Consider the following 14,057-nt stretch of genomic DNA (forward strand, 5'->3'; position numbering starts at 1 on the left):
GCGCACCTCCACGTCGGTAGGGCCATCCGGAGGATTCGTATGACTCTTACGTACAGACCATGCTCCCGACTCGAACACATCGGAACGGCCCGCCGGGAAGCGTGACACGCCCCGGACATTCCCCGGACCGTTCCACGACGGTCGGTGCGGACTCACCACCGAAGGAGTGAGGGGCGCGGGCGTAGGCCCGGGCGCCGGGTACGAGTGGAACAAAAAACCACTCCTTTCGGGAGGTTCCCCCCATGCGTGTTCGTCCCCTGCTCGGCGCGACGGCCGGTGCCGCGCTGCTCCTGCTCACCGGTGCCACGGCGGCACCGGCCACCGCGGCACCCGCCACCGCGTCCGCCGCGGCCCCGTACGAGGCCGTGACGGTCGACGCGGTGGGCCGGATCACCGCCGACGGCACCGTCACCCTCTCCGGCACCTACCGCTGCCGCAGCGCCGTCGGCCCGGTCTTCGTCAGCTCCTCCGTGAGCCAGGGCGCCTCCACCACCCGCTACGGCATCGGCGGCACCCGGGCCGTGTGCGACGGAGTGAAGCACCGCTGGGTCAACACGGGCCGGCCCAAGCCGGGCGCGCTCGCCCCCGGAGCGGCCCACGTCGAGGCCACCCTGATGGAACTGCGCACCTTCAGCGGCCTGCCGCTGCCCAGCTTCCACGCGGTCCACGGACGGGACATCACCCTGACCCGGCCCTGAACACGAGCCGGTGAACGGACCGGTGACCTGGGCCTCCCGCACCGCGGTGGTGCGCGGAGGCCCTCCTTGACTGTTTAATTGCGAGGCCTGTGCAAGAACTTGACTAGAGCAACAACGGGGTGAGGTCATATGTCGACCCGTCGGATACGAGGAGCCGCCGCCACGGCGGCACTGGCCGCGGCGGTCACCGCCTGCTCGGCCCCGAGCAGCGGCGGTCAGAGCGACGCCAAGTCCGGCTCCGTGGTCATCGGGGTGGCTTCCGAGCCGGACACCCTCAGCCCGCTGCTCGGCTACGGCAAGGACGGCAACTCCAAGATCTTCGACGGGCTGCTCGCCCACGACGCCGACCTGAAGCTGAAGCCCGCCCTCGCGGCGGCGCTCCCCGAGGTCTCCGACGGCGGCCGCACGTACACCTACACGCTGCGCGACGGGGTGGAGTTCAGCGACGGCGAGCCGCTGACCGCCGCCGACGTCGTCTACACGTACCGGACCGCGCTCGACGCCAAGACCAACAACACCTTCAAGAGCGAGCTGGACGCCGTCAAGAAGGTCGAGGCGAGCGGCGACGACAAGGTCGTCTTCACCCTCAAGTACCCCTACGCCGCCTTCGCCGCCCGCACCGTGCTGCCCATCGTCCCCGAGCACGTCGCGGGCGAGCAGGATCCCAACACCGGCTCCTTCAACACGAAGCCGGTCGGCACCGGTCCGTACGTCCTCTCCAAGTGGAGCAAGGGCGAGAAGCTCAGCTTCAAGGCCAACCCGCGCTACTGGGGCGGCAAGCCGAAGGTGTCGTCCTTCACCATGGCGGTCATCGGCGACGACAACGTCCGCGCCACCCGGCTGCGCTCCGGCGACCTCGACGGCGCGGTCCTCCCGCCCAACCTCGCCGCCACGTTCAAGAGCGACGACGCCAAGCGCACCTACGAGGCCCGCTCCTACGACTTCCGGACCGTCACCCTCCCCACCCCGAACAAGGTCACCGGCGACCGCGCGATCCGGCAGGCCCTCGACGCCGCCGTGGACCGCCAGGCCATGGTCGACAAGATCCTCGACGGCTCGGGCCGCCCGGCCTACGGGCCGCTGCCCGTCGACGACCCCGCCTTCACCAAGGCGATCGAACGCGACCAGGACCTCGGCAAGGCCAGGAAGATCCTGGACGAGGCCGGCTGGAAGCCCGCCGAAGGCGGCATCCGCGCCAAGGACGGACAGCGGGCGTCCTTCACCCTGCTCTACCCCTCCGGCGACAAGGTCCGCCAGGACCACGCCCTCGCCTACGCCTCCGACGCCAAGAAGGCCGGCATCGAGGTGAAGGCGGAGAGCGCCACCTGGGAGGTCATCGAGCCGCGCATGAAGAACACCGCCGTCCTCGCGGGCTTCGGCTCCACCGGCGACCCCGACTTCGGCCTGTACACCCTGCTGCACTCCTCCCTCGCCGGCGACGGCTTCAACAACATGGCCCGCTACGACAACCCGGCCGTGGACCGCGCCCTCGACAACGGCCGCCGCGGCCAGGACCCGGCGGAGCGCAAGGCCGCCTACGACAAGCTCCAGCGCGCCCTGGTGCAGGACCCCGGCTACACCTTCCTCACCCACATCGACCACCTCTACGTCCTGGCCGACCGCTGGGACGGCCTGGGCACCCAGCTCGAACCGCACGAGCACGGCTTCGCCAGCGGCCCCTGGTGGAACATCGAGGACTGGCAGCCGAAGAAGTGACCCGCCCGCCCTGGGGCGCCATGGCACGACTGGCGGGACGGCGGGCGCTGTTCGCCGTCCCCGTCCTGCTCGTCGTCACCTTCGGCGTGTTCGCGATCGCCGCCGCCTCCCCGTTCGACCCCGTCAAGGCGTACGCCGGTACCGCCGCGCTCGGCGCCGACCAGCAGACCCTGGACCGGCTGCGCGAGAACCTCGGCGCGGACCAGCCCTTCGCCGCCCGCTGGTGGCAGTGGCTGACCTCCGCGCTCACCGGCGACCTCGGCCACTCCAGCGTGCTGCGGCAGCCGGTCGCCCAGGTGATCGGCGAACGCCTCGTGTGGTCCTCGCTGCTGTGCGCGGTCGCCTTCGCCGCCGCCGTGCTGGTGGGCACGGTCCTCGGCGTGCTCGCCGCCCGCCGGCCCGGGTCGCTGATCGACCGGACCGTCACCTCCCTCGCCTACACCCTGGAGGCGGCCCCGGTCTTCTGGATCGCCCTGCTCGCCGTCTGGCTGTTCGCCCTCCAGTGGGACATCCTCCCGGCGGGCGGCCTGACCGACACCGCCAGCGAACAGGTCACGGCGGGACAGGTCGCCAGCCACGTCGTCCTGCCGGCCGGAGTCCTCGCGGTCTCCCAACTGCCCTGGTTCACGCTCTACGTCCGCCAGGGCGTGGGCGACGCCCTGGCGGAGGACCCCGTACGCGGCGCCCGCGCCCGCGGCCTGAGCGAACGCACCGTCCTGCTCGGCCACGCCCTGCGCTCCGGAGTGCTGCCGGTGCTCACCCTGATCGGCTCCCGCGTGCCCGAACTCATCACCGGGGCCCTGCTGGTGGAGAGCGTCTTCAGCTGGCCGGGCATCGCCGCCGCCACCGTCGAGGCGGCCACCGCCGTCGACTTCCCGCTGCTCGCCGCCCTGACGACCCTGGCCACGGCCGCCGTCCTCGCCGGGAACCTGCTCGCCGACCTGCTCTACGGACTGTTCGACCCGAGGGTGAAGCTCAGTGACATGTGACGCACCGGCGCCCGCCGAGACCGAGTGGCGCTCGCACGGCCCGAAACGCCGCTCGACCCGCGCCCTGCGCGTGCGCACCTCCGCCGTACTGGTGGGCGCGACCGTCCTCGCCGTGCTGCTCGTACCGCCGCTGGTCCAGCTCGACCAGCAGGCCGTCGACCTGGCCGCCAAGCTCCGACCGCCGTCCTGGTCCCACCCCTTCGGCACCGACGACGTCGGCCGCGACCTGCTGCTGCGCTGCGTCTACGGCCTGCGCGTCTCGCTGCTCGTCGGAGTGGCGGCGGCGCTGACCGCGACGGTGGTCGGCACGGCCGTCGGCGCCACCGCCGGGGCTCTCGGCGGCTGGGCCGACCGCGCCCTGATGCGGGTCGTCGACGCCTTCTCCTCCGTGCCGCATCTGCTGCTCGGCATCTTCATCGTCGCGATGTTCCGCCCCGGTGTCTGGCCGGTGGTCATCTCGGTCGCGCTGACCCACTGGCTGTCCACCGCGCGGATCGTCCGCGCCGAGGTGCTGTCCCTGCGGTCCCGGCCGTACGTCGACGCCGCCGTCTCCGGCGGGGCGTCCCGGTGGCGGGTGACGGTACGGCATCTGCTGCCCGCCGTCCTGCCCCAAGCCGCCCTGGCCGCCGTGCTGATGGTGCCGCACGCCATGTGGCACGAGTCGGCGCTGTCCTTCCTCGGACTCGGGCTGCCCACCCACACGGCGAGCCTCGGCACCCTGATCCAGACGGCCCGCGGCTCCCTGCTCGCCGGACAGTGGTGGCCGACCCTGTTCCCGGGCCTGTTCCTCATCGTCCCCACCCTCGCCCTGGCCGGTCTGGCCGGGGCGTGGCGGGAGCGGATCAATCCCCGACACCGATCGGAGCTGATGTTTTGAACCCTCCCCCAGCTGAAGCAGGGGGATTTCTGGCTCAGGAAGCCCCACCGGTCAGCGACCGGCAGGGTCTTACTCCCTCAGCACCAGCCGGGACGGAACCTGCCCGGTTGCCCGAAAGCGTTGGTGCGCGCCGGCTTGGCTCTCGCTCGGCGCGTCGTGCGCGCTTGGTTCTCGCTACGCACGGTAGGCAGCCTACCCGATTGTGTAGCCGTTCTTTCGCCCTTGAGGCGAAACCCCGTTCTCTGCCCTGCTCCGCAGGGGTTGGACTCCGCCCCGGCCGGAAAGCCGGGGCCTCCTCGAAGGAGACCCGGTGACTGCCGAAGCCCCCGTGCCCGTCGGAGGCGACTTCGCACCCGGCCGCGTCCCCGTGCTGTCGGTGCGCGGCCTCTCCGTGCGGTTCCTCATGCCCGGTGGGCGTCGGGTCGCCGCCGTCACCGACGCCCGGTTCGACGTGGCGGCCGGTGAGTGTCTGGCGCTGATCGGGGAGAGCGGCTGCGGCAAGTCCGTGCTGGCCTCGGCCCTGCTCGGCCTGCTCCCCGGCAACGCGCAGACCGCCGGGGCGGCTCACCTCGGCGACCTGGACCTGCTCACGGCCGGCGAGCGGACCCTCGCCCGTACCGTACGGGGCCGGCTCATCGGCCTCGTACCGCAGAGCCCGGCCGCCCACCTCACCCCCGTGCGCACCGTGCGCTCCCAACTGGAGGAGACGGTCGCCGCATTGACCGCGACCCGGGGACGCGCCGCCCTGCGCGCCGCCGCCGAGGCCGCCGCCGAACGGGCCGCGTTCCCCGCGGACCACCTCGACCGCCACCCCCACCAGCTCTCCGGAGGCCTGGCCCAGCGCGCCGCCACCGCCCTCGCCCTCGTCGGCGACGCGCCCCTGCTGCTCGCCGACGAACCGACCACCGGGCTCGACCGCGACCTGGTGGACCGTACGGTCGACGAACTGCGGCGGCACGTCGACGAGCCGGGGGAGAGCGGCGGCCGGGGACGGGGCCTGCTGATGATCACCCATGACCTGACCGCCGCCGAGCGCATAGCCGACCGGGTCGCCGTGATGTACGCGGGCCGGATCGTCGAACTGGCCGCCGCCGAGGACTTCTTCGGCTCACCCGGGCCCCGCCACCCCTACAGCCGCGGCCTGCTCCAGGCCCTGCCCGACCGCGCCTTCACCCCCATCCCCGGCATGCCGCCCGAACTCGGCGACCTCCCCGACGGCTGCGCCTTCGCCGCCCGCTGCGACCGGGCCACCGGCACCTGTGCCGCCCCGCCGCCCCCGGGCACGGTCGCCTGCCACCACCCGCATCCGCCGGAGGACGTCCGTGCTTGAACTGCGCTCCATCACCGCCGGATACACCAGGAACGCGCCGGTGGTCCGGGGCGTCTCCCTGACCGTGGCACCGGGCGAGTCCGTGGGCCTGCTCGGCCCGAGCGGCTGCGGCAAGTCCACCCTGGCGCGGGTCGCGGCCCTGCTGCACCGGCCGGACTCCGGAACCCTCGTCCTCGACGGTGACCCCGTACGGCACTGGCGCCACCGCGCCCCGCGCGCCCTGCGCACCGCCTTCGGGGTCGTCTTCCAGCAGGCCAGACTCTCCTCCGACCCCCGGCTGCCGCTCACCGACCTGATCGCCGAACCCCTGCGCGCCAGCGGCCGGAGCAAGGAGATCCCCGACCGGGTGGCCGAGCTGGCCCCCGTCGTCGGCCTCACCCCGGACCTGCTGACCCGGCGGCCGCACGAGGTCAGCGACGGCCAGCTGCAACGCGCCTGCCTCGCCCGCGCCCTCGTACTGCGCCCGCGCCTGCTGGTGTGCGACGAGATGACCGCCATGCTCGACGCCTCCACCGCGGCCGCCCTGGTCGGGGCCGTCGAGGACTACCGGGCCGCGACCGGCGCCGCCCTGCTGGCCGTCGGCCACGACCGCACCCTGCTCGGGCGCTGGTGCGACCGCACGGTCGACTGGGACAGCCTGTCCTGAGCAGCGCTGCCTACGGGTGCGGCGTTCGGTCGCGGTTCAGTGATCGTCCCAGTGTCCCTCGTGGCCGGCGTGCCGGTGACCGTCGTGCACGTAGTCGGTGTGGTCGCCGTGCCGCACGGCCAGATGGCCGCAGTCGTCGCCGTGCTGGTGGTCGTGGTTCTGGTGCACCGTGTGGCCGCCGTTCGCGCACTCGTCGACGTGGCCCTCGTGCATCCGGTGGATGTGGCCGTCGTGGGCGTAGTCCGTGTGGTCGCCGTGGGTGAAGGCGACGTGCCCGCAGTCGTCGCCGTGGGCGTGCGGGTGGTCGTCGTGCGTGATGTGCTCGGCGGTGGTCATGGGGGTGGCTCCTCAGTAGGGGACCGGCGGCAGGAATATATGGCGATTTCTGAGTGTATTGTCCGAGCACTCGCCGCCACCGGCCATCCGAGGGAGCGTGAAGGGGGACGAGGACCCCTACCGCACCGCGACGACCACGTAACTGTCCCCGTACTGCCAGACCGGCCCCGCTGTGCCGAACCCCGCCTGGCGCAGCAGCTCCAGATGGGCCGAGAGGGGCAGCTCCGCGGGGCGGCCGGTGTCGAGGGGCTCCTCCCGGCGGCGGCGTTCCGCGAGGAGGTCGGTCAGCTCGGGGTCGCGGGAGAGGGCGGTCCACCAGGAGCCCCAGTCCTCATGGGCGAACACCCGCTGCCGGGCGGCCCGGCACCGCCCGACATGCGCGGCGATCCCGGCCGGGCCCGCGTCGTCCTGGGGGAGATGGTCGCCGTTGACGAGGACACCCCCGGGCCGCAGTAGCGAGGCGAGCTGCCGGTAGACGCGCAGCAGGGTGTCGCGGTCGAGGTAGTGCAGGGCCGTCGTGGAGACGGCCGCGTCCAGGGGCCGGTCCAGGCCCAGTGTCCCGGTCCAGCCGGGTGCGCCGATCTCCGCGTCGACATAGCGGGCCGCGTCCGGGTGGTGGGTCCGGCCCAGCTCCAGCAGGACGGGGTCCCGGTCCACGGCCACGATCTCCGCGTCCGGCAGCCGCCGGACCAGCCGGGCCGCCAGGGAGCCGGGCCCGCAGCCCAGGTCGACGACGAGGGGCCGGGCCGTGCGCCCCGCCGTGACGTGCTCGACGACATCGGCGATCACCGTGAACCGCTCCTCGCGGTCGACGGCGTACCGCTGCTGCTGGAGCTCCCAGCGCTCCACCCACCGCTCCGCCGTCGCCAGACTCAGCCCCATCCGGACGCGCCACCTCGCCGTTTCGCACCTGACTCCTGCCGATCCGAGCCTACAGGTGGAAACGGTTCTCATTACGCCCAGGGGAACGCCCAGTCGGCGGAGTCACTGGAGTGACGCAAGGACGGTCAGCAGCCGGTCGATCTCCTCGACGGTGTTGTACACATGCAGGCTCACCCGCACCGAACCGGTCTTCTCGCCCGCGTCGCCCTGGCAGTGGTGGTCGGAGCGGACCATGAAACCGTGGCTGAAGAGGATGAAGCCGAGGTCACCCGAGTCGATGGCGCGGTGCCGCAGGGTCACGATGCTCTGGCGCCGCTGCACGGTCGAGTCGGCCGCCAGGCTGAGCGGGCAGCCGAGGATCTCGTAGGCGTCCAGCCGGCGCAGCCCCTCGGTGAGCCGGGCCGCCAGGGCGACGGTCCACCGCTCGACGCGCTCCACTCCGGCCGCGTCCAGCCAGTCCAGAGCCGCCTCCAGCGAGGCGATGCCCACGGTGTTCGGCGTGCCGCTCCACCCGCCGGGCGTGAACGCCGGGCCGCGCGCCTGCCGGGCCCACACCGCGCCCGACCCCGGCAGGGCCAGCGCCTTGTGCCCGGAGAAGACCACGAAGTCGACGTCCAAGTCGCCCACGGAAACGGGCAGATGCCCGACGCTCTGGGCCGCGTCCAGGCAGATGACCGCGTCCGGCCCGACCGCCTCGCGGATCCGGTGCACGTTCATGTCGCCGCCGTACACATGGTGGACGTGCGTCGTGGCGACGAACCGGGTGCGCGGCCCGGCCCGTTCGGCCAGCGCGGTGTGGTCGTAGTCCCCGGAACCGCTCTGGTACGGCATCGGCAGCACCCGGACGCGCACGCCCTGCCCCGCGAGCAGCCGCTGGGCCTCCAGCCAGGGCGTGATGTTGGCCTGGTGGTCGGCGTCCGGTACGACGATCTCGTCGCCGTCGCGCAGGAACCCCGGCAGCCAGTCGCGGGCGATCGTCCGCAGTCCCTCGGTCGTGCCGCTCGTGAAATGCACGGCCGACCGCTCCGGCGCGGTGTCCCCGAGGAACCGGGCGACGCGCTCCCGGGTCCGCTCCACCAGCTCGGTGGTCCGGTTGGCCCAGGTGTACGTACCGCGCGCGGAGTTGGCGTTGCTGGTGGTGAGATACGTCTGCACGGCGTCCAGCACGGCCTGCGGCTTCTGCGCCGTCGCCGCGCTGTCCAAGTACGCCAGCTCCGGGTGCCCGGTGACGATGGGGAACTGGGCGCGCAGCGCCTGCTGCCACCGGCTCATGTCCTCGCGAATGATCGGTGCGGTCATGGCCGTCAGTCCCGCACCAGGGGCGCGCCCGCGTCCCGCCAGGCGATGATGCCGCCGCTCAGGCTGCGCACGTCGGCATGCCCCATCCGGGCCAGCAGCGCCGCGTACCGCGCGGACTGCTCACCCACCGGACACGCCAGCAGCACCGGCCGGCTCCTGCTGAACGGCAGCCCGCCCCGCAGGAGTTCGGCGAACAGCTCGTCGACGATGTTGACCGACCCGTCGATGTGCAGCGCCGCGTACGCGAACGGACTGCGCAGGTCGACCACGAGCGGCCGGTCGGTGTCGATCCACCGCCGGGCGTCCGCCACGGTGACCGACGGAGCCTCGCGCACCTCGGCCTCGGTCAGGTCGGCCACCGAGTTCCTCCGGGCGGGCCGGCCCAGCAGGTCGGGCCGCCGCTGACGGACGTAGCTCAGATAGCTCTCGACGCGGTCGCAGACGATGAACACCGCCGTCCGGCGCTCGCTCAACTCCTCGTCGAGGGAGCGCAGATGGCGCACGGCACCGAAATAGGCGGCCCCTCCGGTGGGCCCGCCCAGGATGCCGCAGCGGCGGTTCAGGGTCAGCATCCCCTCGATGGCCTCGTCGGCGCTCACCGACTCCATCGTGTCGTACGTCTCCGGGTCGAACAGGCCGACCTCCTGCACCTCGTCGATCGTGCGGATGCCGGGGATGAAGTCGGACTTGGCCGCGACCAGCCCGACCACCCGCACCGTGGGGTCCTCCTCCCGCAGCGCGCGGGCCACGCCCGTGGAGGAACCGGCCGTGCCCACACAGGCGACGAACCAGTCCGGCACCCGGCCGTCCAGGTCCTTGACGATCTCCGGGCCGGTCCCGGTCAGATGGGCCTCGGTGTTGCGCGGGTTGAAGTACTGGTCGGTGTGCAGATAGGCGCTTCCGGAGGCGGACAGCGTCCGGTGGAAGAGGGTCAGCGGATCGTCCGTCGCGGTCGGGTCCAGACACTCGCTCTGCCCCGGCAGCTCCTCGATCTCCGCGCCGAGCAGCAGCAGAAGGTCCTTGATCTCCGGCACCCGCATCCGGTTGGTGACGCTCTTGAAGCCCAGTCCGTGCATGCCCGCGACGACCGCCAGCGCCTTCGCCGTGTTGCCGCTGGACAACTCCACGACCTGGCTGCCGTGTTCGACTGCCTCCGAGAGCAGCGGGCGGGCCATGCTCCAGGCCGCCCGGTCCTTGACCGAGCCCCAGGGGTTGAGCATCTCCAGCTTGGCGAACAGGTCGATGTTCCGCAGTCCGTGCACGGCCGGGTCCAGCCGCACCAGCGGGGTGTTGCCTATCGCCTCCGTGATGCTGTCGTACCTCACTGGGCTCCCCCCGAGGGCGTGATCGGCCAGAACTGGTCGTCGAGGCACCAGCGCCATCCGTCGCCGTCCTGCCAGGCGGCGACCTTGCGGGCGGCGGGCTGGTGCTGGGCGCGGGTGGCGTGGAAGTCCATGGCGTACCCGGCGGTGTTGGCGAACGCCAGCAGGTCGCCGGGGACCGGACGGCGGGGCAGGAACACCGTGCGCCTGGTGATCAGGTCGGTCTCCAGGCACAGGCTGCCGAAGAGGTGGACGGCGACGGGCCCCTCGCCCGGCCCCGCCCCGCTCCCGGGGATGACGACCGGGTCCATGAGCACTCCGTGGTCCTCCAGGGCGATGTCGTCGGCCTTCGCGGCCAGCCGCACCAGCAGCTCCCCGCCGTTCTCCCCGTCGCTCTCCTGCTCACGGACCTCCAGCACCTTCGCCAGCGTCAGCCCGCACTGGTCCAAGAGGGCCCGGCCGGGTTCGGTGTGCAGGTCGTACAGGTGCTCCAGCAGCAGCCCGGCCAGCGGACGGCCGCCCAGTGAGGCGGCGGGCTGTGCCAGCAGCTCGTCCAGGTAGGCCGCACCCGCCACGGACCGATGGGCCGGGTACAGGCCGAGCGTGCCGCGCAGGGTGCCGGACTCGTTCCGCAGCCCGTAGCCGTGCCCGCCCCAGGCCAGAGGCGGGCGCCGGCCCAGGACGGCGGACGTCAGCGCCGTCGTGTACGCCTCCCACTGCTCCCGCTCGGCGAGGTAGCTGACCCCGAACCCGCCGCCGACGTCCACGGCCCGGGGGCGCAGCCCCCTGCTCCGGCACGCCTCCAGGGCCGCCAGGCACCCTTCGAGAGCGGTCGCCTTCTCCGCGACGCTCGTCGTGTCCAGATGGAAGGCCACCCCGGTGAGGTCGACCGCGTCGCCGTGCCGCTCGACCGCCTCCAGCAGCGCCTCCAACTCCCGTACGGGCGTACCGAACCGGCTGCGCCGGCTGAGCACTCGCACCCCCGACGTCTCGAACCCCGACAGCCGCAGCAGCACCCGCACCGGGGCGAGCGCGTGCTTGCGCACCAGCGCGCCGAGCTGGTCCAGCTCGGCCACGCCGTCGACGCTGACCGTGACCCCCGCCCGGGCCGCGAGCCACAGGAACTCGGGGTTCTTCGGCCCGGTGGCGGTGATCCGGTCGGCGGAGAAACCGGCACCGAGCGCGTGCTGTAACTCGCCCAGCGACGCGACGTCCACACCCGCGTCAGTGGCGGCCAGGCGGCGCAGCAGCGCGCTGGACCGGTTGGCCTTGTGGGCGTAGAACACCTGGCCCGACAGGTGATGCGCGCGGTACACGGACCGGAATCGCTCCAGATTCTCGGCGATCTGGTCCGGCACCACCACGTGCAGCGGTGAACCGAGCGCGTCGGTGAGCGAGTGCAACGTCCCGGTCGCCGCCACGAGCGACCTCAGCCGTGGTTCCAGCCGCGGTTCGAGAAACAAGGGCCGTCCGTCCATGCGCGCTCCCTCCCCTGAAGCCGCTGCGCCCGGCATCCGGGCACGTCGGACACTCCCCGCGTTTCGCCGTATAGCCCATATCCATTCTTCGGTCGCTTTACGCCCTGAAAGACCTGAAGCCGTCCGGCATGGCCGAAGACGGGGCGGTGGGTGTTCCGCTCCGCGGGGAAAGGCCCGGCAGCCCGTACGCGGAGTCAGCGTACGGGCACACAGAGTGGACAGTACGCGGCCCGCTCCGTCACGCTGAGTGGCGATTGCGGGCGGCGGGAGGAGCCGTCGGGCGACGGAGAGGGGCGGCGGATGGGCAACGTCGAAGGAACCGCGGGTGAGGGCGTCGAGGTGCGGGCGGTCACGGCGAGGGAGGGGGCGCGGGAGCGGGAGCGGGAGCCCCATCCGTCCGACAGTCTGCGCACGTTCGGCGCGGTCGTCCAGGCACTGCGCGAACACTCCGGGCTCAGCCGGGTCGACCTGGGCACGAGGGTGCGGTACTCGGAACACACCGTGGCGTCGGTGGAACTCGGGCGCCGGATGCCGGACAAGGCGTTCGTGGAACGCGCGGAGGAGGCTCTCGGCAACACCGGGGCGCTACGGAAGGCCGCCCGGCATCTCACCCGGGGCGAGGCGGGGCTCGCGGCGTGGTTCCGGCGGTGGGCTCGGCTGGAGCGGGAGGCGGTGAGCCTGTGTACGTACGAGTGCAGGCTGGTGCCGGGGCTGTTGCAGTCGAAGGCGTATGCACGGGCGGTGTTCGAGGGCACGATCCCCTTGCGGACGGACGAGGAACTCGAAGCGCAGCTCGTGGCTCGGATGGAGCGGCAGGAGATGATGCGGGACCGGCCGACCGTGCCGTTCGCTTTCATCGTGGAGGAGCATGTGTTCCGACGGCGGTTCGGGGACGCGGAGGCGATGCGGGAGCTGTTCGACCATGTGCTGGAGCTGAGCGCACCGCGTAATGTGACGCTTCAGGTGGTGCCGTTGGAGGCGGGGCTGCATGCGTGTCTGGATGGGCCCGTGCAGATCCTTGAGACCCCTGCGGGACAGCGGCTCGGATACTCCGAAGGCCAGGAGAACGGGCGGCTCATCGCCGACCCGAAAGAGGTGAGTGTGCTCTGTCAACGCTATGACACACTGCGCTCGCAGGCCCTCACCCCGAAGGAATCCCGGGACCTGCTGGAGCGACTCCGAGGAGAGCTATGAGCAGCGGTACGACGGAACTCGCCTGGTTCAAGTCCAGTTACAGCGGCAGCCAGGGCGACAGCTGCGTCGAGGTGGCGATCGCCGAACAGGCCGTTCACGTACGGGACTCCAAGGACGTGAGCCGTCCGTCCTTCATGGTCGGCCGTGAGGGCTGGGCGCCGTTCGTGCGGTTCGCTTCGGAGGGCTGAGTCGAGGGGGTGCCGTCCGCCGCGTCTGATGCTGGGGCGGCGGACAGGGCCGCCTCGAGTTGCGACGATGCTGGAATGATCGAGATTTCCGCCGGACTGCTCAATCAGGCGCTCGGGAAGGCGTGCGAGTCCTTCGCGCCCGACGAGCTGGCGTACCTTGCCCTCACATCAAAGCCGGAGCAGCCGATCCGGGATCGCATGGCGTGGATCCTGCACACGGAGCTGTCTGGATGTGTCGCGGCCCGCGAGTGGAGCCCCAACAGCGACCGTGCGCGCACCGATCTCGCGATCCTCGACGAGAGCAGTCACGAACCGTTGGCCCTGGTCGAGATCAAGGCCGCATACACCTTCGACTTTGCCCGGGTGAGCAGGCCGACGGTCGAGAAATACGTAAAGGCCATAGCCACCGATCTGGCCAAGGCCCGTGCTGCCGGAAGTGGCCGCGCTCGGATCTTCGCTCTCCTGCTCCTGACTCATCCCGCGAGCGCGCCGGTCCAGCCCACTCCCGTGGTCAAGTACGCCCCGGAGATCGCCCGTTCCCTCCGCGGGCGAAGCGCGGCTGACCTCGGTGACACCGCATGCGGGATCGTCGGCTCCCGCCTCGGTGCGATGGGATTCGTAACGAAAGGGACGCTCCACGCGGGGGCGGCCTTCGGTATCGATGTGACCATCAGATACTTCCTGGTCGAGGGCCCTACCGCGTGCCGCGAGGCTCAGCTCTGAGGGACGGCAGCGCGCCTCAGCGGCCCGCCGCAGCACGTCGGCCATCCGGTCGACACCGTCGAGGGGGAGGTGACATCGACGGCAAGGACCAGTCGGCGCCTGAAGATCGAGATATCGGTCCCCGAGAGTCATGCGGAGGTTGTGATCGAGGCCCTCCATGCGGCGGGTGCGGGGAGGGTGGGCGAGTACGCACGGTGTTCCAGCGTCTGGAAGGTGACCGGCAACAAAGAGGTGCCGCCGCATCCCGCGCTCAGATGTCCCGGAAGAGACCAGCTAGTGCGGTGACCTGCAGTGATAAGCGGTTGGCGGCTGACGTCGCGACGGTGGACGCCCGCTACGAGCTGCGCAGCCGGCTCACCGGGGGGGCAGGGCGGGCGTA

14 protein-coding genes are annotated in these 14,057 nt (G+C 71.9%); 9 read left to right on the forward strand and 5 right to left on the reverse strand.

Annotated elements, in window-relative coordinates; all coding sequences use genetic code 11:
• The first annotated feature begins 242 nt into the window (after nucleotides 1–242).
• The 6 genes from ACZ6I3_RS30020 to ACZ6I3_RS30045 all read left to right on the forward strand — a co-directional run bounded on the left by ACZ6I3_RS30020 (nucleotide 243) and on the right by ACZ6I3_RS30045 (nucleotide 6,256).
• Nucleotides 243–698, forward strand: coding sequence for a DUF6299 family protein (locus ACZ6I3_RS30020; RefSeq protein WP_469418832.1), 456 nt, complete (start codon nucleotides 243–245; stop codon nucleotides 696–698).
• Between the two features lie 129 nt (nucleotides 699–827).
• Nucleotides 828–2,414: an ABC transporter substrate-binding protein gene (locus tag ACZ6I3_RS30025; RefSeq protein ID WP_469418834.1), complete on the forward strand. Its 1,587-nt coding sequence runs from the start codon at nucleotides 828–830 to the stop codon at nucleotides 2,412–2,414.
• A 20-nt stretch (nucleotides 2,415–2,434) separates the two neighbouring features.
• Entirely contained in the window at nucleotides 2,435–3,403 is a 969-nt protein-coding gene (locus tag ACZ6I3_RS30030) for an ABC transporter permease (RefSeq protein ID WP_469418836.1), read from the forward strand.
• Entirely contained in the window at nucleotides 3,393–4,280 is an 888-nt protein-coding gene (locus ACZ6I3_RS30035; protein ID WP_469418838.1) for an ABC transporter permease, read from the forward strand. The genes ACZ6I3_RS30030 and ACZ6I3_RS30035 overlap by 11 nt, the downstream gene beginning before the upstream one ends.
• Nucleotides 4,281–4,683: 403 nt before the next feature.
• Nucleotides 4,684–5,610, forward strand: coding sequence for an ABC transporter ATP-binding protein (locus ACZ6I3_RS30040; RefSeq protein WP_469418898.1), 927 nt, complete (start codon nucleotides 4,684–4,686; stop codon nucleotides 5,608–5,610).
• A complete protein-coding gene (locus tag ACZ6I3_RS30045) occupies nucleotides 5,603–6,256 on the forward strand; it encodes an ABC transporter ATP-binding protein (protein WP_469418839.1) in 654 nt (217 codons plus the stop codon). The genes ACZ6I3_RS30040 and ACZ6I3_RS30045 overlap by 8 nt, the downstream gene beginning before the upstream one ends.
• Nucleotides 6,257–6,292: 36 nt before the next feature.
• On the opposite strand, the gene ACZ6I3_RS30050 is transcribed toward ACZ6I3_RS30045, so the two are convergent.
• From ACZ6I3_RS30050 to ACZ6I3_RS30070, 5 genes are all read right to left on the reverse strand, one after another.
• A complete protein-coding gene (locus ACZ6I3_RS30050; RefSeq protein ID WP_469418841.1) occupies nucleotides 6,293–6,592 on the reverse strand; it encodes a hypothetical protein in 300 nt (99 codons plus the stop codon).
• 117 nt (nucleotides 6,593–6,709) lie between these two features.
• Nucleotides 6,710–7,474 carry a class I SAM-dependent methyltransferase gene (locus ACZ6I3_RS30055; RefSeq protein WP_469418843.1) on the reverse strand — a complete coding sequence of 255 codons (765 nt, stop codon included), beginning with the start codon at nucleotides 7,472–7,474 and terminating at the stop codon, nucleotides 6,710–6,712.
• Between the two features lie 102 nt (nucleotides 7,475–7,576).
• Nucleotides 7,577–8,773: an aminotransferase class V-fold PLP-dependent enzyme gene (locus tag ACZ6I3_RS30060; RefSeq protein WP_469418844.1), complete on the reverse strand. Its 1,197-nt coding sequence runs from the start codon at nucleotides 8,771–8,773 to the stop codon at nucleotides 7,577–7,579.
• A 5-nt stretch (nucleotides 8,774–8,778) separates the two neighbouring features.
• Nucleotides 8,779–10,098 (reverse strand): pyridoxal-phosphate dependent enzyme, encoded by a 1,320-nt coding sequence (locus tag ACZ6I3_RS30065; protein ID WP_469418845.1) that lies wholly within the window; start codon nucleotides 10,096–10,098, stop codon nucleotides 8,779–8,781.
• Nucleotides 10,095–11,573: a Y4yA family PLP-dependent enzyme gene (locus tag ACZ6I3_RS30070; protein ID WP_469418847.1), complete on the reverse strand. Its 1,479-nt coding sequence runs from the start codon at nucleotides 11,571–11,573 to the stop codon at nucleotides 10,095–10,097. The genes ACZ6I3_RS30065 and ACZ6I3_RS30070 overlap by 4 nt, the downstream gene beginning before the upstream one ends.
• A 300-nt stretch (nucleotides 11,574–11,873) precedes the next feature.
• Here ACZ6I3_RS30070 and ACZ6I3_RS30075 point away from each other — a divergent pair, with 300 nt between their 5' ends.
• The 3 genes from ACZ6I3_RS30075 to ACZ6I3_RS30085 all read left to right on the forward strand — a co-directional run bounded on the left by ACZ6I3_RS30075 (nucleotide 11,874) and on the right by ACZ6I3_RS30085 (nucleotide 13,678).
• Entirely contained in the window at nucleotides 11,874–12,767 is an 894-nt protein-coding gene (locus ACZ6I3_RS30075; RefSeq protein ID WP_469418849.1) for a helix-turn-helix domain-containing protein, read from the forward strand.
• Complete coding sequence (locus ACZ6I3_RS30080) at nucleotides 12,764–12,955, forward strand: DUF397 domain-containing protein (RefSeq protein ID WP_469418851.1); 192 nt, start codon at nucleotides 12,764–12,766, stop codon at nucleotides 12,953–12,955. Before ACZ6I3_RS30075 ends, ACZ6I3_RS30080 begins: the two co-directional genes overlap by 4 nt.
• Nucleotides 12,956–13,030: 75 nt before the next feature.
• On the forward strand, nucleotides 13,031–13,678 hold the full coding sequence (locus tag ACZ6I3_RS30085; protein WP_469418853.1) for a hypothetical protein: 648 nt from the start codon (nucleotides 13,031–13,033) through the stop codon (nucleotides 13,676–13,678).
• Nucleotides 13,679–14,057: the final 379 nt, after the last annotated feature.

The organism is Streptomyces sp. NPDC041940, assembly GCF_055589465.1.

Excerpts from the sequence above, each read along its gene's own strand:
- ACZ6I3_RS30020 (WP_469418832.1), top strand. The coding sequence starts at position 243 with ATGCGTGTTCGTCCCCTGCTCGGCGCGACGGCCGGTGCCGCGCTGCTC.
- ACZ6I3_RS30025 (WP_469418834.1), top strand. The coding sequence starts at position 828 with ATGTCGACCCGTCGGATACGAGGAGCCGCCGCCACGGCGGCACTGGCC.
- ACZ6I3_RS30030 (WP_469418836.1), top strand. The coding sequence starts at position 2,435 with ATGGCACGACTGGCGGGACGGCGGGCGCTGTTCGCCGTCCCCGTCCTG.
- ACZ6I3_RS30040 (WP_469418898.1), top strand. The coding sequence starts at position 4,684 with ATGCCCGGTGGGCGTCGGGTCGCCGCCGTCACCGACGCCCGGTTCGAC.
- ACZ6I3_RS30050 (WP_469418841.1), bottom strand. The coding sequence starts at position 6,592 with ATGACCACCGCCGAGCACATCACGCACGACGACCACCCGCACGCCCAC.
- ACZ6I3_RS30055 (WP_469418843.1), bottom strand. The coding sequence starts at position 7,474 with ATGGGGCTGAGTCTGGCGACGGCGGAGCGGTGGGTGGAGCGCTGGGAG.
- ACZ6I3_RS30060 (WP_469418844.1), bottom strand. The coding sequence starts at position 8,773 with ATGACCGCACCGATCATTCGCGAGGACATGAGCCGGTGGCAGCAGGCG.
- ACZ6I3_RS30070 (WP_469418847.1), bottom strand. The coding sequence starts at position 11,573 with ATGGACGGACGGCCCTTGTTTCTCGAACCGCGGCTGGAACCACGGCTG.
- ACZ6I3_RS30075 (WP_469418849.1), top strand. The coding sequence starts at position 11,874 with ATGGGCAACGTCGAAGGAACCGCGGGTGAGGGCGTCGAGGTGCGGGCG.
- ACZ6I3_RS30080 (WP_469418851.1), top strand. The coding sequence starts at position 12,764 with ATGAGCAGCGGTACGACGGAACTCGCCTGGTTCAAGTCCAGTTACAGC.
- ACZ6I3_RS30085 (WP_469418853.1), top strand. The coding sequence starts at position 13,031 with ATGATCGAGATTTCCGCCGGACTGCTCAATCAGGCGCTCGGGAAGGCG.